The organism is Paenibacillus sp. 1-8, assembly GCF_056316205.1.
On sequence record NZ_CM149995.1, the window covers coordinates 3,080,477 to 3,101,108 of the forward strand.

General features: G+C 49.1%; 23 protein-coding genes. 1 reads left to right on the forward strand and 22 read right to left on the reverse strand.

The genetic code is table 11. From position 1 onward, the window contains the following. Nucleotides 1-848: 848 nt before the first annotated feature. The 21 genes from AC0WRU_RS13875 to mtrB form a co-directional block, all read right to left on the reverse strand. Nucleotides 849-1,937: a prephenate dehydrogenase gene (locus AC0WRU_RS13875; protein WP_431088272.1), complete on the reverse strand. Its 1,089-nt coding sequence runs from the start codon at nucleotides 1,935-1,937 to the stop codon at nucleotides 849-851. Between the two features lie 26 nt (nucleotides 1,938-1,963). Further along, on the reverse strand, nucleotides 1,964-3,067 hold the full coding sequence (hisC, locus tag AC0WRU_RS13880) for a histidinol-phosphate transaminase (RefSeq protein ID WP_476125186.1): 1,104 nt from the start codon (nucleotides 3,065-3,067) through the stop codon (nucleotides 1,964-1,966). 59 nt (nucleotides 3,068-3,126) lie between these two features. Continuing rightward, nucleotides 3,127-3,933, reverse strand: coding sequence for a tryptophan synthase subunit alpha (gene trpA / locus AC0WRU_RS13885; protein WP_025682229.1), 807 nt, complete (start codon nucleotides 3,931-3,933; stop codon nucleotides 3,127-3,129). Continuing rightward, a complete protein-coding gene (gene trpB, locus AC0WRU_RS13890) occupies nucleotides 3,930-5,126 on the reverse strand; it encodes a tryptophan synthase subunit beta (protein WP_476125188.1) in 1,197 nt (398 codons plus the stop codon). The genes trpA and trpB overlap by 4 nt, the downstream gene beginning before the upstream one ends. Continuing rightward, on the reverse strand, nucleotides 5,123-5,809 hold the full coding sequence (locus AC0WRU_RS13895) for a phosphoribosylanthranilate isomerase (RefSeq protein ID WP_476125190.1): 687 nt from the start codon (nucleotides 5,807-5,809) through the stop codon (nucleotides 5,123-5,125). Before AC0WRU_RS13895 ends, trpB begins: the two co-directional genes overlap by 4 nt. Next, the gene (gene trpC, locus AC0WRU_RS13900; protein WP_476125192.1) at nucleotides 5,806-6,600 is read right to left on the reverse strand and encodes an indole-3-glycerol phosphate synthase TrpC; all 795 of its coding nucleotides are present in this window, start codon (nucleotides 6,598-6,600) and stop codon (nucleotides 5,806-5,808) included. The genes AC0WRU_RS13895 and trpC overlap by 4 nt, the downstream gene beginning before the upstream one ends. After that, the gene (gene trpD, locus AC0WRU_RS13905) at nucleotides 6,590-7,636 is read right to left on the reverse strand and encodes an anthranilate phosphoribosyltransferase (RefSeq protein ID WP_476125194.1); all 1,047 of its coding nucleotides are present in this window, start codon (nucleotides 7,634-7,636) and stop codon (nucleotides 6,590-6,592) included. Before trpD ends, trpC begins: the two co-directional genes overlap by 11 nt. A 34-nt stretch (nucleotides 7,637-7,670) precedes the next feature. Further along, nucleotides 7,671-9,221 carry an anthranilate synthase component I gene (gene trpE / locus AC0WRU_RS13910; protein WP_476125196.1) on the reverse strand — a complete coding sequence of 517 codons (1,551 nt, stop codon included), beginning with the start codon at nucleotides 9,219-9,221 and terminating at the stop codon, nucleotides 7,671-7,673. A gap of 377 nt (nucleotides 9,222-9,598) precedes the next feature. Next, nucleotides 9,599-9,973, reverse strand: coding sequence for a chorismate mutase (aroH, locus tag AC0WRU_RS13915; protein WP_476125198.1), 375 nt, complete (start codon nucleotides 9,971-9,973; stop codon nucleotides 9,599-9,601). A 2-nt stretch (nucleotides 9,974-9,975) separates the two neighbouring features. Next, nucleotides 9,976-11,070 carry a 3-dehydroquinate synthase gene (gene aroB, locus AC0WRU_RS13920; RefSeq protein WP_476125200.1) on the reverse strand — a complete coding sequence of 365 codons (1,095 nt, stop codon included), beginning with the start codon at nucleotides 11,068-11,070 and terminating at the stop codon, nucleotides 9,976-9,978. A gap of 1 nt (nucleotide 11,071) precedes the next feature. Further along, nucleotides 11,072-12,241, reverse strand: a complete 1,170-nt coding sequence (gene aroC / locus AC0WRU_RS13925; RefSeq protein ID WP_476125202.1) for a chorismate synthase — start codon at nucleotides 12,239-12,241, stop codon at nucleotides 11,072-11,074. 228 nt (nucleotides 12,242-12,469) lie between these two features. After that, nucleotides 12,470-13,270: a CheR family methyltransferase gene (locus AC0WRU_RS13930; protein ID WP_476128649.1), complete on the reverse strand. Its 801-nt coding sequence runs from the start codon at nucleotides 13,268-13,270 to the stop codon at nucleotides 12,470-12,472. 30 nt (nucleotides 13,271-13,300) lie between these two features. Further along, nucleotides 13,301-13,744 carry a nucleoside-diphosphate kinase gene (ndk, locus tag AC0WRU_RS13935; RefSeq protein ID WP_025682239.1) on the reverse strand — a complete coding sequence of 148 codons (444 nt, stop codon included), beginning with the start codon at nucleotides 13,742-13,744 and terminating at the stop codon, nucleotides 13,301-13,303. Nucleotides 13,745-13,854: 110 nt separating this feature from the next. Further along, a complete protein-coding gene (locus AC0WRU_RS13940; RefSeq protein WP_025682240.1) occupies nucleotides 13,855-14,829 on the reverse strand; it encodes a polyprenyl synthetase family protein in 975 nt (324 codons plus the stop codon). Further along, nucleotides 14,826-15,692 carry a menaquinone biosynthetic enzyme MqnA/MqnD family protein gene (locus tag AC0WRU_RS13945; protein ID WP_476125205.1) on the reverse strand — a complete coding sequence of 289 codons (867 nt, stop codon included), beginning with the start codon at nucleotides 15,690-15,692 and terminating at the stop codon, nucleotides 14,826-14,828. The genes AC0WRU_RS13940 and AC0WRU_RS13945 overlap by 4 nt, the downstream gene beginning before the upstream one ends. Then, complete coding sequence (locus tag AC0WRU_RS13950) at nucleotides 15,649-16,311, reverse strand: UbiX family flavin prenyltransferase (protein ID WP_476125207.1); 663 nt, start codon at nucleotides 16,309-16,311, stop codon at nucleotides 15,649-15,651. Before AC0WRU_RS13950 ends, AC0WRU_RS13945 begins: the two co-directional genes overlap by 44 nt. Continuing rightward, nucleotides 16,308-17,183, reverse strand: coding sequence for a UbiA-like polyprenyltransferase (locus AC0WRU_RS13955; RefSeq protein WP_025682243.1), 876 nt, complete (start codon nucleotides 17,181-17,183; stop codon nucleotides 16,308-16,310). Before AC0WRU_RS13955 ends, AC0WRU_RS13950 begins: the two co-directional genes overlap by 4 nt. Then, nucleotides 17,176-17,904, reverse strand: coding sequence for a demethylmenaquinone methyltransferase (locus AC0WRU_RS13960; protein WP_025682244.1), 729 nt, complete (start codon nucleotides 17,902-17,904; stop codon nucleotides 17,176-17,178). Before AC0WRU_RS13960 ends, AC0WRU_RS13955 begins: the two co-directional genes overlap by 8 nt. A 9-nt stretch (nucleotides 17,905-17,913) precedes the next feature. Continuing rightward, nucleotides 17,914-18,783 carry a heptaprenyl diphosphate synthase component 1 gene (locus AC0WRU_RS13965; RefSeq protein WP_476125210.1) on the reverse strand — a complete coding sequence of 290 codons (870 nt, stop codon included), beginning with the start codon at nucleotides 18,781-18,783 and terminating at the stop codon, nucleotides 17,914-17,916. Between the two features lie 116 nt (nucleotides 18,784-18,899). After that, a complete protein-coding gene (locus tag AC0WRU_RS13970) occupies nucleotides 18,900-19,451 on the reverse strand; it encodes a hypothetical protein (protein WP_025682246.1) in 552 nt (183 codons plus the stop codon). 96 nt (nucleotides 19,452-19,547) lie between these two features. Next, a complete protein-coding gene (gene mtrB, locus AC0WRU_RS13975; RefSeq protein WP_013310730.1) occupies nucleotides 19,548-19,778 on the reverse strand; it encodes a trp RNA-binding attenuation protein MtrB in 231 nt (76 codons plus the stop codon). A 154-nt stretch (nucleotides 19,779-19,932) separates the two neighbouring features. Here mtrB and AC0WRU_RS13980 point away from each other — a divergent pair, with 154 nt between their 5' ends. Continuing rightward, complete coding sequence (locus AC0WRU_RS13980; protein ID WP_476125212.1) at nucleotides 19,933-20,106, forward strand: hypothetical protein; 174 nt, start codon at nucleotides 19,933-19,935, stop codon at nucleotides 20,104-20,106. Nucleotides 20,107-20,176: 70 nt separating this feature from the next. Here AC0WRU_RS13980 and AC0WRU_RS13985 read toward each other — a convergent pair whose 3' ends face one another. After that, nucleotides 20,177-20,449, reverse strand: coding sequence for an HU family DNA-binding protein (locus AC0WRU_RS13985; RefSeq protein WP_013310732.1), 273 nt, complete (start codon nucleotides 20,447-20,449; stop codon nucleotides 20,177-20,179). Nucleotides 20,450-20,632: the final 183 nt, after the last annotated feature.

Below are 20,632 nucleotides of genomic sequence, written 5' to 3' on the forward strand. Positions count from 1 at the left end.
ATGTGCTGTTCTCCCATTCGATTCTGTCTATATATACCGAACAGGCCAAAAAAAGTTGCGCACTCTGCGCAAATGGATGAAACAGCATCATGGAACATTTGTTTTTTTCTTACCCTATGTAGTGCCAACAATAACGGTGCTATCCCCAACATTTCTCAACATCCAAAATGGACTTACCCATTGTACCACAAAATAGTCGTCAGTAAAAAAGTCCAAAATCCCCATGATTTCCATCATAGGCTACATAACGCTAGCAGCTGTTTCCGATATACGGAATTTCCGACCAATTTTAAGTTTTTTCAAGTTAAAGTGACATAACTTTAAGTCCATCCCTTTTGAATACGCTGGTAAAGAATAATTACCCAAAAGAAAACGCTTTAAAAAAACATTGACAAAATGAAAACGTATACATATAATAAAAGTACAGTATGGTTTCTCTCCACTCCTATCCTACTCAGCTACTCCATAAGAGCAGCTACCACCCGGGGCTTTACCCGGGTGGTCTTTTTTTTGAACTCATATACTAAACTGAACTGGAAAGTTTCGTAAGGCGCCAACTGCGCAGTCGGATGGTGCTTCCCATCACTGGTGTCCAGCACCATCCCGCCTACTCCGTTTTTTATATAAAATTTTCGAATTTAGCTTATATAACAAAGAAAATATACTTACCCAGTTATATCACCTCAACTGGGCTCTCAGGCCATAAAATAACAAAAAAACGGGCGAAGAGGATCTCACGCCCGTTTTAAATCTTTCCTGTTACTTTCACTCCCAGAAAGTGTGGGGCATTTAAGGCGGTCAGTAGCGAAGCGTCTCAACCTGCTTAACCAACAATCACACTTTCCCCTTTATACCACCACTTTATAGCTCATTGAATCGAGCAGTGCCTTGGCGCGCTCCCAGTCCCGTTCCTGGCGGAAGGAAAGTCGCATAATACCGGGAACATCCTCCCGGCTTTCGATGATTTGCATATTGCTCAGGTTAATGCTGTTGTCCCCCAGCTCTGTTGCAATTCGGCCGATAATCCCCGGGGTATCCGGTACATCAATATACAGATCAAACGTTGAGACGATGACACCTTTGCGGCGTTCCGGTAGCTCACTGCGGAAATGCCCCGCCATCAAAAACTCGTCAGCAATTCCCTCTCCGTCTTGTATTCTCAGTAAATGGGTAAAACGCTCAATCTGCCCGTTCCACTCTTCCAGCAGACCTAGCAAAACATCACGATTGCTCAGCAAAATATCCCGCCATACAATCGGATCACTGGAAGCAATTCGCGTAATATCGCGGAAGCCGCCGGCAGCAAGCGTACGGTACAACGGATTTTCGTCATTGTGCTTGCGCACCTGATTCACCAGCGCCGCTGCAATAATATGCGGAAGATGGCTGATCGCCCCGACAATGTCATCGTGCATATCAGGCTGGACACGCACAACCTGAGCTCCTGTATATTTCAACAGACGCTCCAGTGAACTGTATGCTTCCTCAGGCACACCCTCTGCCGGGGAAAGTACATAGTAGGCATTCTCAAACAACAATGCGGAAGCAGCCTTCACACCGGAACGCTCCGAGCCGGCCATCGGATGGCCACCGATAAAATAAGCATTACGTAAAGAGATTTCTGACGCTTTTTTAGCAATCGACGATTTTGTGCTGCCTACATCAGTAATAATGCAACCCTCTTTAAGCGGCAGCCTGCTTAACAACTCCAAGTAATGCTCCAGTAAGCCGACAGGTACGCATAAAAAAATAAAATCGGCGTCCTCTGCCGCCTCTTCAACCGAAAGAGTCACGGTGTCCACGACACCACGGCTCAACATCGGCTCCATCAGTTTGGGAAGATGAGCATGACCGACAACGGTAATGCCTGGCTTCCCTTTAAAACAAAGCGCAAGGGACCCACCGATCAGTCCCACGCCGAAAATGGCAATCTTCATCAATTATCAAATCCCATCTGCGGAAATTATAGACGCGCTTTCGCCGCTTCCGCCCCCAGGACCTGTTCCAGCGCACGGATAAACCACTCATTTTGCGGCTGTGATCCAACCGACACCCTAATGTATGTCGGATATTTGTAATGACCAGCGCGAATAATTACGCCTTTTTGAAGCAACTCCTGAAATACCTCACCCGACGGGCGACGTACATTCAGCATAATAAAGTTTCCATGTGCCGGAAAAGATTCCAGTCCAAGGCGCTTCAACTCATTTTGCAAATAGGCTCTGCCCTCTGCGTTGCGGTCACGGCATTCCTGCACAAAATCCTGATCTTCCAACGCCGCAATCGCTGCAGCCTGTGCTACCCGCGAAGTATTGAACGGCTCACGAACCTGATTAATCATGCGGATCGTTGCCGCAGTCCCCATTCCGTATCCGATGCGAAGCGATGCTAGGCCATAGATTTTGGAGAAGGTGCGTAATACAAGCAGATTTTCATAGGCCGGTAACAAACGAATACCGTCTGGATACGTGCTGTCTGTCACAAACTCGAAATACGCCTCATCCAGTACGACCAAAACATCCTTTGGCACTCGATCCAAAAATGCGATCAGCTCTGCTTCAGGTACAATCGTGCCTGTCGGGTTGTTCGGATTACAGATCCAGATTATTTTCGTACGGTCGTTAATCTGAGACAACATAGCCTCCAGATCATGCACCCCGTCACGCAAAGGCACCTCAACAGCAACCGCTCCCTCAATCTCCACATTACTCTTGTACACAGAGAAGGTCTGATCGGCCATGATACTTTCTTCCCCGGGAAGAAGAAAAGCACGCGTAGTCAACGCAATAATCTCGTCAGAGCCACAGCCATAAATAAACTGATCCTCTTTCAAGCCCGTATGTTTAACCAGTGCCTGTGTTAAAGCTACCGCGCTGCCGTCAGGATATACACTAATGTTCGCAAATTCCTCCTGAATGGCTTGCAATACTTTGGGAGAGCTGCCGTACGGATTTTCATTCGAGGCGAGCTTAATCACTTCATCAAGTCCCAGCTCGCGCTTCACATCTTCAATCGGTTTACCAGGCTGATATACCGGCAAATGTACAATATGCGGTTTAGGTCGCATGCTCCTACCTCCTCTAATCCATTCAAAACTAAATTTGCTGCTTTCTATATTGACGCCAGTTACTGCTTTAATTGTGCCACAAAATTGCGAATTTGCAAAAGTCCTTCTTCTCTGCGCGCAGAATCGTCCAGCAGCGGGATTGCTTCCTCCACCTGACGCACAATGGCACTTCCCACGACAACTCCATCGCAAATGTCCGAAAAACGAATTACCTGCTCCCTAGTAGAGATACCGAACCCAACCGCTACCGGAATATCCGTATGTCGTTTAACCTGCGCGATAAAGCCCTCTATACCCTCAAAAAAGGAAGCTCTTTCCCCTGTTACCCCAAGAGAGGATACACAGTACACAAATCCGCGTGCTTGACGGACAATTCGTTCAATCCGCTGTTCAGAAGTTGGAGCCACCAACGGAATCAGATGCACACCAACCTCTGCCGCCCGTCCTCCCAGCTCTTCTGCTTCCTCAAGCGGAAGATCGGGAATAATCAGGCCACTAATACCATGCTTCTGCAAGCCTGCAAAGAAAGCATCCATGCCCATCTGCAACACAGGATTATAATACGTGAACAAAATAAAAGGCAGGCTTGATCCCGCCGCCCGGGCCAAAGAAGCCGTCTCCATACATGTGCGGATCGAGATTTGCCGTTTCAACGCACGCTCAGACGCACGCTGAATGACAGGTCCGTCAGCCAGCGGGTCCGAATATGGCACGCCCAGCTCCAATATATCGGCTCCGGCCGACTCCAGCTGTCGAATGATTTCTACCGTCGTGTCCACATCCGGATCGCCTACCGTCAGGAAAGGAATTAATGCCGTTTTGCCTTCATTTTTGAGGCGTCCAAACACCTGATCAATTAAATTCATGACGGATTTCCTCCCAAATGCTTAATAATGGAGTCCACATCTTTGTCACCGCGACCCGACAAACAGATAACAATAATATCATCCGCCGTCAAGGTAGGTGCCAGTTTAGCGACCTGCGCTACTGCATGTGCCGACTCCAATGCCGGAAGAATCCCTTCCGTGCGGCATAACAATTGGAGAGCATCCAGCGCTTCCTGATCGGTAATTGGAACATACTTGGCCCGCTTAATATCCTTCAAATACGAATGCTCCGGCCCAACCCCGGGATAGTCCAATCCCGCCGAGATGGAATGCGCAGGCTGTACCTGTCCGTATTCATCCTGAAGCAGATAGCTCATCGAGCCTTGGAAGACACCTTGCGTTCCCTTGCTCATCGTTGCTGCATGAAATTCCGTTTCCACGCCTTTTCCAGCCGCCTCCACGCCAAGCAAAGCAACCTCGTGATCCTCGATAAAAGGATAGAACATACCGATGGCATTACTTCCGCCACCGATCGCCGCTACCACGACATCTGGAAGTCTGCCTTCTTTTTCGAGAATTTGACGGCGGGTTTCGTCGCCAATGACACGCTGGAAGTTGCGCACCATCATTGGATACGGATGTGGTCCGACCGCCGAGCCCAAAATATAGAACGTATCATGGACATGGCTCACCCAATACCGCAAAGCTTCATTCCCGGCATCCTTGAGTGTACGTGTGCCCGATGTAACCGGAATGACCTCTGAACCTAATAGTTGCATACGGAATACATTTAGCTGCTGGCGTACGGTATCCTCTTCTCCCATGAACACCTTACACTCCAGTCCGAGCAATGCCGCGACAGTCGCCGTCGCAACACCATGCTGGCCTGCGCCTGTTTCAGCAATGACCTTCTGCTTGCCCATACGCCTCGCCAGCAGTCCCTGCGCCAGCGCATTATTAATTTTGTGGGCTCCGGTATGGTTCAGATCTTCGCGTTTCAAGTAAATTTTAGCCTTGCCCAAATGCTGACTCAGACGCTCCGCATAATAGAGCGGCGTTTCCCGGCCCGAATAATCCTTCAGCAGTCCGTTCAGCTCAGCGTTAAAATCAGGATCATCCGCATACTTCCGGTAGGATTCCTCCAATTCAATCAGTGCGTTCATCAACGTTTCCGGTACAAAACGTCCGCCAAATGTTCCAAAACGTCCGTTGTTATCAGGTAATTGTGTCATGCCTGCTTCACCCTTTCTACGAATGCTGTGATTTTTGCAATGTCCTTGACTCCATCCGTCTCTACACCGCTGGACACATCCAGCCCTTCGGGATGATACTCGGTAACCAGCTTTTCCGCATTATCGGCAGTCAGCCCGCCGGCTACAAACATAGGAATTCCATGTTGTTGGGTCCAAGCCTGATAAGCAGGAATCCGATCCCACGCAAACGTTTTGCCGGAGCCGCCACCATACAAGGGATCATATGTATCCAGCAGTAAAGCGTCAATCGTCCCGACATAGGCATCCAATTCGTCCGTCGGGCGTTCTGTCTCGCCCTTCACCGTCTGCCCTTTACTATCCACAGACCATGCCTTGAATACCTGTACGCCAAAATGCTCCCTGATCTCCCGGCAGCGCTGCGGACTCTCCTGCCCGTGCAGTTGAATGACATCTAATGGTGCTTTCTCCATGACATCATTTAACAGTGTATCATCAGGGTTCACAAATACGCCCACGCTGCGCGGTCTGCTGCCTGGGGTCCATTCATCCAATACGCGAAGCAGCTCTCCAGCCTGTGCGCCGTCAATCCGGCGCTTGCTGTCGGCAAACACAAAACCTATATAATCGACCGGTAAGTTTACCATAGATTTTAGCACTTCAACGCTTTGAAGTCCACAAATTTTTACGCCCGTTTTGTTCATGCTTTAACCCCGTCCATCAAATCGGCTACAGCCTGTCCTACATCATCCTTGCGCATCAGATGCTCTCCAACCAGGATGCCGTGTGCGCCTACCGAATGTAAATACTTTACATCTTCGGGCCCGGCAATGCCGCTTTCGCTAATAAACGTAACTCCTTTAGGAATCAGTGCGATCAGCTCCTCTGTCGTCTGGAGGCGGGTCTCAAATGTCCGCAGATTTCGGTTGTTCACGCCAATCAAGGTTGCTGTTCCCAGATCCAGTACAGCTTTAAGCTCCTCACTGTCATGCACCTCTACCAATGCGTCCAGCCCCAGGTTCTTGGCAATCTGTAAAAATGACCCCAAAACACGTGGCTCCAGTATAGCCGCAATCAACAGTACCGCATCCGCTCCCAGCAGACGAGCTTCATAAATTTGCCGTTCATCAATGATAAAATCCTTGCGCAGCAACGGAATCTTTACCTGTTCACGAATTTGGTGCAAATATTCAGGACTTCCCTGAAAATACGTCACATCCGTCAGGACAGAAATGCAATCAGCTCCAGCTTCCTCATATGCCCGTGCAATATCCACCGGATGAAAATCCGGGCGGATCAACCCTTTGGAGGGGGAAGCCTTCTTCACTTCGGCAATCAGTCCAAGTGGACGGTTGCGGCGCACAGCTATAGCATCCTCGAATCCTCTTGTCGCGGGTAAATCGGCAACCAATCGTTCGGCTTCACTGATTTGAAAATGCTCCTTAAGCTGCTCCACTTCTTGTCGCTTCGTCACTACAATTCGATCAAGATACATATTGATATTCCCCCGTTGCCTGTATTAATTGATCCAGCTTGGACAGGGCCAGCCCCGAGTCAATAGCTTCCGCCGCCCGTGCTACTCCGTCCGTCAAGGTAGCTACTGCGCCCGATACATAGATGCACGCGCCGGCATTCGCTAACACGACATCCCGATAAGCTCCGCGTTCCCCGTTCAAAATCCGACCTATAATGTCGGCGTTAACCTGCGCGTCTCCACCCAGCACTTCATCGAGACGGTGCGTCTGCAAACCCAGATCCGACGGGTTAAGTTCAAACGTATGAACCTGACCGTCCTTCAGCTCAGATACCCGTGTCGGTGCCGAAATGCTGATTTCATCCAATCCGTCGAGACTGCTGACGACCATGGCCCGCTTGGAGCCGAGTCGATTCAGCACCTCAGCGATAACTTCCGTTTTTCCCGCGTCATAAATGCCCAACAACTGCCGATCCGCACCTGCCGGATTCGTCAAGGGCCCGAGCATGTTAAACACCGTTCGTACTCCAAGCTCCCGGCGTGGAGCGGCAGCATGCTTCATAGACGGATGGTACAACTGCGCAAATAAAAAGCAGATGCCGATACGATCCAGACATGACCGCGCCTGATCACTCGTCAAATGGATATTAACCCCTAGGGCCTCCAGCACATCGGCGCTCCCGGCACGTCCGCTTGCAGAGCGATTGCCATGCTTCGCTACCCGTACAGATACCGAAGCCGCAATAATAGCGGATATCGTGGAAATATTAAACTTGTGAATACCCGAACCTCCGGTTCCACATGTGTCCAGCAAATGGGTATCACCTTCTCCGATTTGCACCGGGCTGGCATAGCTGCGCATAGCTTCGGCAAATCCGGTGATTTCATCCACCGTCTCCCCCTTGATGCGCAGAGCCGTCAGCAGCCCACCAATTTGCGCCTGCGTGGCACTCCCCATCATAATCTGCTCCATCACGCTGCGGGCCTCCGTACGTGAAAGATGCTGTCCCTCAATGACCCGGCTTAACCCCACTTGCATAATGTCATGTCGTTCCATCGTCGTCTCCTCCTCAAAATCAGATTTTTGTATGTTACGGAGTGTACAAATAATCCTGGTTGATGACGCTGTTGTAGGGCTGTACCGTCGCCGGGAACATCGCTTCAGCCGTGCGGATCGCTTTCAGCATCGCTTTGGCCTTGTTCACCGTCTCCTGATACTCGCTTTCCGGAACCGAGTCCCACACAATCCCTGCACCCGCTTGAACATAGGCCCGGTTCTTTTTAAACACAATCGTACGAATCGTAATGCAAGTATCCATATTTCCCGAGAAGCCCAAATATCCGATGGCTCCTGCATACGGACCACGCGCTTCCCGCTCCAGCTCGGCAATAATCTCCATCGCCCGCAGCTTTGGAGCCCCCGATACCGTCCCCGCTGGCAGGCAGGACAGGAACGCATCGAAGAAATCTTTATCTTCGCGCAGCTTACCCGATACATTGGATACAATGTGCATCACGTGGGAATAGCGTTCAATTTCCATAAACGTATCGCATTTGACCGTACCGAACTGAGATACACGTCCCAGATCATTTCTTCCCAAATCGACCAGCATCAGATGCTCGGCACGTTCTTTTTCATCCTTTAGCAGCTCTTCAGCGAGCGCTATATCTTCTGTTTCCGTCGCGCCACGCGGCCTCGTTCCGGCAATAGGACGGGTCTCCACCTGACCATTTTCCACCTTGACGAGCGCCTCCGGCGAAGTGCCCACGATGATCTCGTCATCCATTTTCAAATAATACATATACGGAGACGGGTTCATCGTGCGCAGCACGCGGTATACTTGTAAAGGAGAGGCATCTGTATCAATGTGAAAGCGCTGGGACAGCACGACCTGAAAAATATCACCGGAGCGAATATATTCCTTCGCCTGCTCCACGTTTGAAATAAACTGCTCCTTCGTCACATTCGATTGAATCTCACCCAGTTCCACATCATCAGGAATCGAGGCTGCTCCCAATGTCTCTGGCGGTGTCTGCTTACGCAGGTACTGCGCCGTTGCCTCCAGCTTGCGTTCCACCTCGGCATAAGCAGCGCGAATGTCCTCATCGCGGAAGCCTTCGCCTACATGAACATTGCCGACCAGCAAAATCTGCTGTTTTACATGATCAAAGACAATAACCTGATCGCAGAACATAAAACGAATATCATCCATATTCAAATCATCTACTGAATGCTCTGGCAGCTTTTCATAGTATTGCAGCAGATCATATCCAAAAAATCCGATGGCCCCGCCTGTAAATGGAGGCATTTCTTTCAACTTCGGGCTACGATACTTGCGAAGCAACGCCTTGAGCGCTTCAAGCGGCTTGTCGTTTAATATTTGTCGCTTACCATGCTGTTCCAGAATCAAACGGCCTTTTTTGCCGGAAACCATCAGGAACGGGTCGGTCCCGATAAATGAATGTCGCGCCCATTGCTCGCCTCCCTCTACACTCTCCAGCAGAAAGGCCCGATCCCGCTCAGCATACCGACGGAAAATCCGAATCGGCGTCTCCATATCGGCCAGCACTTTTTTGTACACAGGAATCAGGTTAAATTCATTCGCCATCGTTATCACCTGCTCCACATGCGGCGTTAACATGAGATCACTTCCTTTCCAAATTGGCGCAGAACCCAAAGAAGAGAATATAAAAAAGCCTCCACCCGGAAGGTAGAGGCTGTCAGTTATTGAAATTATAAGAATGCTACCATATCAAAATGACTACAGCAAATATACAAAGTATAGACTCATCCCTTTGTATAACCTGGGTTACTTCAAATAAGCACTTCCCCCAGAAACATTCTCCGTGGACAAAGGCTTACCCGCTACCGCTGGTCTCTGTAATCTTTATATGGAATTGGCTCAACTGCACTCTTCTCATCTCAACTCTGTCTCTGGCTAACTCTACTCAACTCTGCTACACACACTATATCTCATACGATGTTACTTTGGCAACCATCAACTTTAAAAATGGGCGATTACTTCTCTTGGGAAGCCAAATCCGGTCTTAGCGTCTGCGCTCCGTTCAAATATACATGTTTGATTTCCCGCTGTGTTTTAACGGTATTCACCTGTACCATCAAACGGATGCATTTTGGCAAGCTGCCCTCTACGGGAATTTCCAACGAACACATAAGCGGAACCATATCCCAGCCGTCTAGCTGGCGGATCGCCTTCGCCGGGAAAGTAGCATTCAGATCGTGGGTCACCGTAATCCATACGTTGCTAATATCCTCCGGCTGCACTTCATTGTGGGACACAATTTCCTCCAACAGTAGGCATGTGGCTTCCAAAATTTCGTTTTCTTCATTGTTCGCTACGGTCGTCGCCCCACGAATTCCACGATTGTACATCGTTACGCCTCCTCTTTTAGCTGTTCAATTACTTGTCGGATGTAAGAGACGGAAATATCCTTCACTACCTCCACGAGCCCGATGCTGCGTGGGACGACAAAAGTAATACTGCCTTCCTTAAACTTTTTGTCATGCATCATCGCATCCAGCAGACGATCCGTTTCGAGATGAGCGGGAAGAGAAGTCGGTAGACGAAGCGAAGTCAGCATATCCCTCGTTTCTGTTACCAAAGAAGGATCTGCCCCCAGCTTCACACCCAGAAGTGCAGAGCCGACCATACCAATAGAAATCGCTTCCCCGTGTAAAAACTCACCATACCCCGCAATCGCCTCTATTGCATGACCAATGGTGTGACCGAGGTTTAGAATAGCACGCAAATCGTTTTCACGTTCATCGCGCGACACCACTTCGGCTTTCACGGAGCATCCCTTTTCCAGACCGTACTCCAGAGCTGCCGCATCCAAAGCCAGCAAGTCAACCGCATGATCGCGGCACCAGTGGGCAAAATCAGCATCCCAGATCAAGCCATGCTTGATCATTTCAGCAAGCCCGGCGGATACCTCGCGCGGAGGTAATGTAGACAACGTATCCACGTCATACAATACCAATTCCGGCTGATGGAAGGCTCCAATCATATTTTTAGCCAAAGGATGATTGATGCCGACCTTGCCGCCCACGCTGCTGTCATGCGCAAGAATCGTAGTTGGAATCTGTACGAATTTGACACCTCTCATAAAAGAAGCCGCCACAAATCCGGCCAGATCACCCACTACGCCACCGCCAAGTGCGATAACGGCTGAATTGCGATCCAAACCGCCCTCGATAGCTGCTGTAATCACCTGCTCATACACAGTAAGCGATTTGGACTTTTCACCCGGCTTGACGACGATGGAAACCGTCTTGTACCCTGCTGCCTGAAGGTTGCTCTCCAGTGTCGCCAAATAAAAAGCTGCTACATTTTCATCAGAGACAATCAACAATGGACTTTTTTGCGCAATTCCTCGTTCGCTCAACAACGCTCCTGCCCGATGCAACAGTCCACGTTCGATATGAATGGGATAGGAACGTTCCCCAAGTTGTACCGTCAGCGTACTCATCTTAATACCGTCCCAGTTGTTCTTCGTAGGATGCAATGTTCGCACGGATCTCTTCAATGGAATCCCCGCCGAATTTTTCAAGCAAAGCCTTGGCAATCTCCCAGGCTACAACATGCTCCATAACCACACTTGCCGCTGGTACGGCACATGCATCCGAACGCTCAACCTGAGCGGTGAACGCTTCCTTCGTATCAATATCCACGCTTTGCAGCGGCTTATACAGCGTCGGGATCGGCTTCATCACGCCACGAACCACGACAGGCATTCCGTTGGTCATGCCACCCTCGAAACCGCCCAAACGATTGGTACGGCGGTGATATCCACGTTCATCATCATGTAAAATCTCATCATGCACCTGCGAACCACGCAGTTCTCCAGCTTCAAAGCCGATACCGATTTCCACGCCTTTGAACGCATTAATGGACATGACTCCTTGGGCAATGCGTGCATCCAGCTTCCGATCATACTGAACATGACTGCCCAGACCGATCGGAACACCTTCCACGATACATTCCACTACGCCACCAACCGAATCGCCTTCTTGCTTGATCAGGTCAATGTAGGCTTCCATTTTCTTTTCCGTTTCCAGATCGGTCACTCTCACCGAAGAGGCTTCTGTCACAGCAATCAGCTCGTCAATCGGCAACTCGCGGTATGGAGCCTCGATTTCTCCAATGCGGATAACCTGCCCAGCCACCTTGATTCCGAACTCTGCCAGCAATTGACGGGCCAAACCGCCGCATGCGACACGAATCGCCGTTTCACGGGCACTGGAGCGTTCCAGCACGTTGCGCAGATCCTTCAGATTGTATTTCAATCCGCCGTTCAGATCTGCATGACCCGGACGCGGACGGTGAACCCGGCGCTTTTCCTCGTCACTGCCTTCGATGGGCTCAATATTCATAATGTTCTGCCAATGCTTCCAATCGTTGTTTTCCACAATCAGGGCAATCGGCGCACCTGTGGTATACCCGTGACGAACGCCTCCGGCAATGTTAGCCGTATCCTTTTCAATCTGCATACGCCGACCCCGTCCATACCCTTTCTGACGACGGTGCAGCTGAAAATTCAATTCTTCAAAATCCAATTTTAAATTGCTCGGCATGCCCTCTACAATCGCAGTAAGCTGGGGACCATGCGTTTCCCCCGCGGTTAAGTAACGTAAACTCATGACACGTTCCCCCTTTAAACTGTTAAACTGTGCATCGCTAAAATCTTTAACTGTGCTTCATTATAGTATACGCACCTTTCTTTGACAAGAAAAGCCACGAGAGTGCAGATAAACAAAAAACACGCCCTTTGATCAAAGCCAAAGGACGTGCGCTCCTGATAAGCCAATAGCCAACGTATCCATTGTTAGAACTCAACGAGCTACGAACAATGGGCTGTATGTACGGGCTTATGCTTTTTTACGATAAAAAAAGGTTTCCGTCGATTCCAGACCATATTGGTTTGGAGTAAAAATTTGCTCTGTACTGCCGACAAACAGCACACCGCCAGGACGAAGACTAGCTGCAAACTTCTGGTACAGCTTATCCTTGGCCTCTTCCGTAAAATAAATCATGACATTACGGCAGATAATGAGATCATAGCCGTCCTCAAACCGATCCAGCAGCAAATTTTGCTTTTGAAATTTCACAGCCTGCTTCAAACGATCATCAATCCGATACATTGCACCATCCGGCTTGAAATACTTGCTGGCTACCTGCTCAGGCACATCCTTGAGCGAACGCTCCAAATATCTGCCTTCCTTGGCCTTAGCCAGTGCGCCGTCATCAATGTCAGAAGCCGTAATGGAGCAATTCCCCAAAATTCCCTTGCCGTCCAGCACCATAGCCAAGCTGTACGGCTCCTCACCAGTCGAGCAGGCCGCACTCCACAGCTTGAGCTTCTGCTTGCCTGCAAGCAGCTGTGGCAAAATCGTATCCCGCAGCACTTCCCACCGATTGGGATTACGCCAAAACTCTGAAACATTGATCGTCATCCGATCCAGAAATTCATAGAACAGGGGCTTTTCTTTCATCATGGCATCATAAAAAGAAACAAAACTGGCAAACCCGTTTTTGTTGCGAAGCGTCGTTAACCGCCTTTTCATCTGTGCTTCCTTGTATTGTGCAAGATCAATACCTGTGCTGTCCTTGATTTTGCGGATAAACGCTGTGTAATCGGGGTCCGTCTGACCCAGTTCCATATCCGTCATGCTACCATCCTTCTTCATACGAGATTATCCTTACACCCAGGTCGCCACACTTTTTTCGTACCGAACCGATTCCTCCGGCGTGAAAAAATTTGCAATCTCGCGTTCCGCGCTCTCCGGTGAATCTGAACCGTGAATGAGGTTAAACGGTGTATGTGCAGCAAAGTCTCCCCGGATCGTGCCCGGAAGAGCCTCTGTCACTTGTGTTTTACCAATCAACAGGCGAGACAGGGTAACGATGTTATCCCCTTCCCAAACCATGGCGAATACAGGGCCAGAAGTGATAAAGCCTACAAGCTCTTCAAAAAAAGGCTTGCCCACATGCTCCGCATAATGCCGTTCCGCCTGTTCTCTAGATACCTGCACAAGTTTGCCAGCCGTCATTTTGAAGCCTTTGTCCTCCAAACGACTAATAATACGTCCAATTAGTCCACGTTGTACTCCATCCGGTTTAACCATCAAAAACGTACGATCCATCGGCTCACTCCCAATCCAATCTAATGTATTTATACAGTACTAAACTGTATTGTAACAGAAAGCTTGGAAACGATTAAAGTATTTTGTCATAGCAAACCCAAAACACAACTTTAGTAGGAGCGGCGGGTCACAAAATAAGCAATATCGCGCAGCGTCTTTTTCGTTTTGACATCTGGTAGTAAGTCCAGCGCGTGTAGCGCTTTTTTAATATATCGGTCGGCGAGAATTTCCGCTTTAGCGATTCCTTCACTTTTTTTAATTATATCCACCGCTTTGCGTGCATCTCCCTGCCCGTCCCCGGCCTGAATACGACTGATTTCAGCCAATAGATCGTCGCGCAGCTCAGGCTGTCCAAGTGCATAAATGACCGGAAGCGTAATGTTTCCCTGTCTCATATCACTGCCCGGCGGTTTGCCAATCTTTTTTTCCGTGCCACACAGATCCAGCAAATCATCCTGAATTTGAAAAGCCATCCCCACATTGTAGCCATAAGTATACAACAGGGAATTCACTCTTTCCCGCGCACCCGAAGCCATAGCTCCCAACTGGCAACTGACCGCAATCAACAATGCCGTTTTACGACGTATGCGAAGCAAATAATTACGTACACTCTGATCGACATTAAAAAAATCGCGGATTTGTTCCATTTCACCGATGGACATTTGCACCAGCGCCTTGGACAATACCCGGTGAATGTCCGGATTCGGCAGTCCTGCAACTATCGAAAGCGCACGTGCATATATGTAGTCTCCGGTGTACATGGCCACCCGATTGTCCCATTTGGACTTCACGGTTGGCTTGCCGCGCCTCATCTCCGCATCGTCAATCACATCGTCATGAACGAGGGAAGCAGAATGAATCAGTTCCAGCGGTACTGCTATGCGTTTGAGCTTGTCCAGATCGTATTCCCCAAATTTGCCTCCCAGCAGCACAAAGACCGGCCGCAAACGCTTGCCTCCCGCCTTGAGCAAATGAAGCGACGTATCATTAATCAACGGCTCCGTGCTGTCGATGCTGCGGTATAGCTCTTCTTCTATGAAGTTCATATCCTTCTTTAATAAACCGAACAAATCCAATCGTTTCATTCTTTCACCCGTGTCAGCGTATTGTCACTCCAGAGAAGCGGCTTCACTCGTCGGTCAAGCAGCCCCAGTTCATGTGCATACTGAAAATAAAGCTCTAAGCCCTTTTGTTCCTTCTCTCCAAAATCATAACACAGATTAGTAAAGTAGCGCTCCCAATAATCCCGCAGGCCCCCAATTTCCTTGCAGGCTTCAGAAATAACAGACGTCAGATCAGACAGGCTGCGCTGCTTGCTGACACGAAAGGCATCTGCTACTCCAGCCACCGCATCAGGATTCTGTGTAGCAAAAGGACGGCGCACTGCCCATACGGCAAAGGTCATGCTGTACCCTGTCCAGCGTTTCCACTCTTCTCCGAGATCGGTAACGTACAGGCCATCACGCCGCCAGGATGCCTTGATCGCGTGATCTCCAATTAGCAGCCCTGCATCCGCCTGCCCCAGCATCAAATCCAGATCCGGCTCGCAGTCGAAATAGGAAGGTTGGCCTGCCCACGCCTTCTCCATTAAAATTTTTAACAAATTCACGGATGTAGCAGACGTATTCGTCAACGCAATCGTTCCGTTTTTGATTTCATCCAGCGGCTTGCGTGAAAACAGCAAAATGGATTTCACAGGACCGTCTGCACTGACAGACAGATCCGGCAACAGCAGCATATCCTCGGCACCGGATGCATAAGCAAAGGAGGACATCGCGCTGATATCCAAATCTCCTTTCAGCATACTTCGGTTCAATTCAGCCGGGACTTTAGAAACCAGTTCCGCCGGATAGAGAAGCTGTGAAGGATTAAAATAATGAAAAATGGGCCAAGCGTTTGTATATTTAATTTTTCCGATTGTGATCGTCTTGGTGTCCGGTATCGGCATCGGAATCCCCCCATCTCGTAAACAGTTGATGTTCGATACGCAAGCTGTCCAAAACTTTGCCTACGAGGAACAGTACGATATCATCCAGCGTCTTAGGATGAAAGTAAAAAGCCGGCATAGCCGGAATCATTTTGACCCCGAGCCTTGCAAGCTTAAGCATATTTTCCAAATGAATGGCATGTAGCGGCGTCTCACGAGGCACCAGAATGAGCGGACGGCCTTCCTTCATCATCACGTCTGCTGCTCGCGCCATGAGATTATCGGACGAGCCGTGCGCCACTGCGGACAACGTTCCCATCGAGCAGGGCATGATAACCATCGCGTCCACCAGATAGGAGCCGCTCGCAATCGAAGCACCAATATCCGTGAACGGATGGTATACAAGAGAACCGGGACGGCCCCCGAATTTGTCATTCAGAGCCCCCTCCCGGTCAGTTACGTTCCAGCCTAATTCCTCTTTCAGTACCCGCCAGCCGGCGTTGGAAACAATCAGGTGAACTGTGTACTGCAAATCCAGCAGTGTTTCTACCAGCCGTACTCCATAAATGCTTCCGCTCGCGCCTGTAATGCCAATAACGATTCGTTTGCCTTGATGGTTGCTCACCTGATTATGATTCATAAGTATTGACGCACCACCAAATCAATCAGTGTAAAAGCAAATACGACAATGCTTAGTACACCGTTCATCGTAAAGAACGCCGTCTGCAAACGACTCAGGTCCTTCGGAGATACGATATAGTGCTCATAGAATAAGATAATGTACGAAATAATCATGCCCGCCAGATACCACCAGCTTAAATCTGTAATAAAGAACAGCACAATAAATCCGATCGCCGTAATGACATGGAATACCCGAGCGATATTAAGGGCACCCGACACACCAAAGCGGGCAGGAATGGAATAAACGCCCTCGTTCTGATCAAAATCAATATCCTGACAAGCATATATAATGTCAAAACCAGCCGTCCAAAATGCAATCGTGAGATATAATACGATAGCGATTAAATCGATTTGTCCCGTCACGGCAACCCACGCGCCCAACGGCGCCAATCCGATTGTCAGACCGAGTACGATATGACAAAGCCAAGTAAAACGCTTGGTATAAGAGTAAAAAATAAGCATAAAAAAGGCCAGCGGGAACAGCTTGAACGCCAGCGGACTTAACTTGAACGATGCCCAGAACAACAGTACCAAACTGACGATGATGAAAATCACAACTTCGCTCGACTTGAGCAGCCCCGCCGGGATGGCACGCCCTGCCGTACGCGGATTTTTCCCGTCAATTACACGGTCAATCATGCGATTGAAGCCAAAAGCAGCGCTACGTGCGCCGACCATAGCCAGCAAGATCCATCCGATCTGTGACCATGAAGGAAGCGTGCCTGTCACGATAACTGACCCTAATACAGCCCCCATAAATGCAAATGGGAGCGCAAATAACGTATGTTCAATTTTAATCATTTCCAAAAAAATAGCAATTTTCTTAAACATGCTGACTCTCCTTGATTCCAATATGCAATGCCGCAATGCCTCCAGTGAGAGAATGAGCCTGTACATCCTTTAGTCCGACTTCACGGAAGATGCCAGCCAGCTCATCCCTTCCCGGAAAAAGCGCCAACGAATCAGGGAGCCATTTGTATTGCTCATAACGTTTGGCGAACAATTTGCCGAGCATGGGCAAGATGTGTTTAAAGTATGAATAGTAAATCCCCTTGAACGGCTGCCATGTAGGCTTGGACAACTCCAGACATACGACCTGCCCGCCCGGTTTGACGACACGCTGCATTTCCTCTAAAACGCGGCGCAGATCAGGCACATTACGCAGACCAAAGCCAATCGTTGCGCAGTCAAAAAAATTGTCTTCAAAAGGGAGTTCCATCGCGTTACCCTGAACAAGCGTGATTTGCTTTTCACGGGCTTCCGATGCAATCTTGCGCTCGCCTACATTCAGCATGTTCTGGCTAAAATCCAGTCCTACGATGTGACCACTTTCACTTGCACGCGCCATCGCGAGCGTCCAGTCACATGTACCACAGCATAGGTCGATTGCCGTATCCCCATGGTGCATATTCATTTTTTTCATCGTAAATTTACGCCAAGCCTTATGTCTGCGAAAGCTCAGTATATCGTTCATCAAGTCGTATTTACCTGCGATGCTTTCAAACACGCCGTGAACGAATTGCTCTTTCGGCTTGGTGTCGCTTGATCCCATAACGTTCACCTAACCTTCCCTCACAACCGGGTGTGGACTATTCAGCAGCTTCAGGAAAGGCCCCAGCATGCGTTCGAATTCCTCAATCCCCGTATTTTGATCATCTGACAGGATCTGCCGGATGTGTGTAGCAGCCGTTCGGAGCTTGTCCAGTACAGCGTCCTCGGCCTTGTACTTCAGAACAAGCTTGCGCCATGCATCCGCGTCTGGACTATTCTCTGAGAGCAGCTCCCGTTCGTGCTGGTCACCTTTACCGTAAACATGCCAGAACATATATCCGAAACGGGATTTGTCCGGTTCTGCACGCTTGTCCCATTCCTCTGCCAGCGTATCACAGAGGGCAAATTCGTTGAGAAGCTGCTCCCAAGCTTCCCGATCCTGTTCTGCCACAAGTGAAGTAAAGGATAGAAAAAGCTCCTTTTTAAAACGAACCATATGAGTTAAATACTGTGCCGCATTCAGACGAAAATGCTTCATCTCCCAATACAGGCTCATTTTACCGGCATTCACTTCACACACCGCATCACTCAGCTTCGAAATGGCTGTAATGCGACCTGCCAATGCGAGCAACTGATAAAAGCGGCTGCTAAAATAGTCCCCGGCCAACACTTTAAGCTGTCTGGAACGCATTTCCTCCGGACTCCGTATGCCGGATAAAGTATCAATCATATCATGTGTATCCAGCCCCATCTGCACGAGTGAGGTGACCAGCGCGTATAGTTCATCCTCGCTTGTATGTAACTCCTGCGCATTCCGGTTCAAAAACATAAACAACAGGCGGGTACGGCTGTCAGGAAAAGCCGGCATTTCCGTATGTTGTTGAATCATGTCGTATTCCACATATTTCCTTGCTAATTGGGGTACGCGATACGGTTTCATCCTAAGCCTCCGAGCCATGACTTTCTGGTGTACTCAAATAATTGCAATGCCTTATATTATATCACAATTTAAAATGATTCGCGACTAAAGTAGTGTAGGTCCAATGACAGAAACACCTAATCTGTATATACACCATTAAACCTGCTTTGCCACATTGGAGTTACCGTAATACGGAAGCGGACTTTCAGTTCCTCCGGCAAGTCCGCACCTTCCCGGCTTCTCAACTGATCCAGCGCTTCACTCGTCCACTCGTTCCGGCGTATGTCAGATGCCAGCAGCAGATGCCGTTCTCCTGACCATTCGTCCTGCGTTACTACCCGAAGTAGTAATTGCCTTACATTCGTCGTTCCATAAAAACTAAATGCGGCAATCTCCGCCATATTTTGATAGATTTCAAGCGGGGCGGTTTCTTCCTTGGATAGCTTTACATCCAGAGTCAGGACTGAACGTTCCCAGCTTACGCTGGCAATCGGTGTCGTCAAAGGAAGCTCCTTCAGCGTGTCCACCAGATTGTCATCGGTCAGCAGCACCCGCTGCTGCGACGATATCGTCGCCTGTGTCTCACGAACAGCTGCGGTTCCAGAATCCAACGCCTGTAAGGATGGAAGCAGTACAGCAGCAGCAGTGGTTATAAGAATTGAGCCACCTAGCACAATCCAAGGTTTCATCAGAGCCTCCCCTGACCCCTACCCTGTTATGGGTTTGCTACGGTAAAGGTCCTCACTCTCATTGTACAACAAAAAAAAGCAGGCTATGCCTGCATTTTAATCCTCCGTATCCACGACTCCGTGTTTGGTCATCACAACGGCCTTGCCGCGAATTTTAATAGCAGAGGTATGATCGGTAAATTGAACGATCAGCACCTCACCCTTGTCCAATTTTTCTGAATGATGCAGGCGTGTATCCTGGCCTCTTGTCAGACCAAAAACCTGACATCCGTTGCTTTTTGCTTTAATCACAACGTACTCACTGCTACCCGTCACATTATCTTCCATATCCATTTCCCCCCTGAGAGCCGAAGCTATACTTTTTATGATGGAGATTCGAGCTTGTTTTGTCAACTACATGCTTCGGACACTAACTGCAACAATTACCGCGTCCCGAGCCATACTATCCGTGCAGCCCCCGATAACGAAAGGAGCGAATCTGATGAAAAACTATCGTCCCGCTAATCTGAGCCCTGCCCAAGTAGAGCAGCTTCAGCAGCTGGAGCATGAATTTGCCGAGCTGACGGGTGAACCGCTGGTGCTGATCGCCTATGCCTCACGGAACGACAAAACCGCTTCCCCTTCTTCGTCTCGCATTGCATCTGCTACGGAATAGCAGGACAAAAAGAAAAGGCCGTGAATCAAATTCACGGTCTTTTCAGCGCAATGGGAATATGTAAGAAATCTTATTTAATTCCGTCCTTGAGCGCTTTACCCGGTTTAAATGCCGGAATTTTGCTCGCAGGAATTTCGATTTCTTCTCCTGTTTGCGGGTTACGTCCTTTACGTGCAGAACGTTCACGAACCTCAAAGTTCCCGAAACCTACCAGTTGTACCTTGTCTCCGCTTTGCAGCGCTCCGGAGATCGCTTCGAATACAGCGTCAATGGCTTTAGTTACGTCCTTTTTGGACAATTCAGTGCTTTCGGAAACCTGATTGATCAAATCCGTTTTATTCATAATATTCACCTCCCAATTCAAGTGTAGTCCAGCATTAAGGTTATCGGTGTTGTAGAACCGATATGAAGTCGCCTGTATAAAATAACCCGGGCGGCATATGCCTTCCATAATGTTATCATCTGTTTCCGTTTCGCCGTTAAATATACATAGAATATACCTAACCTCCGCAATATAGAGACAATA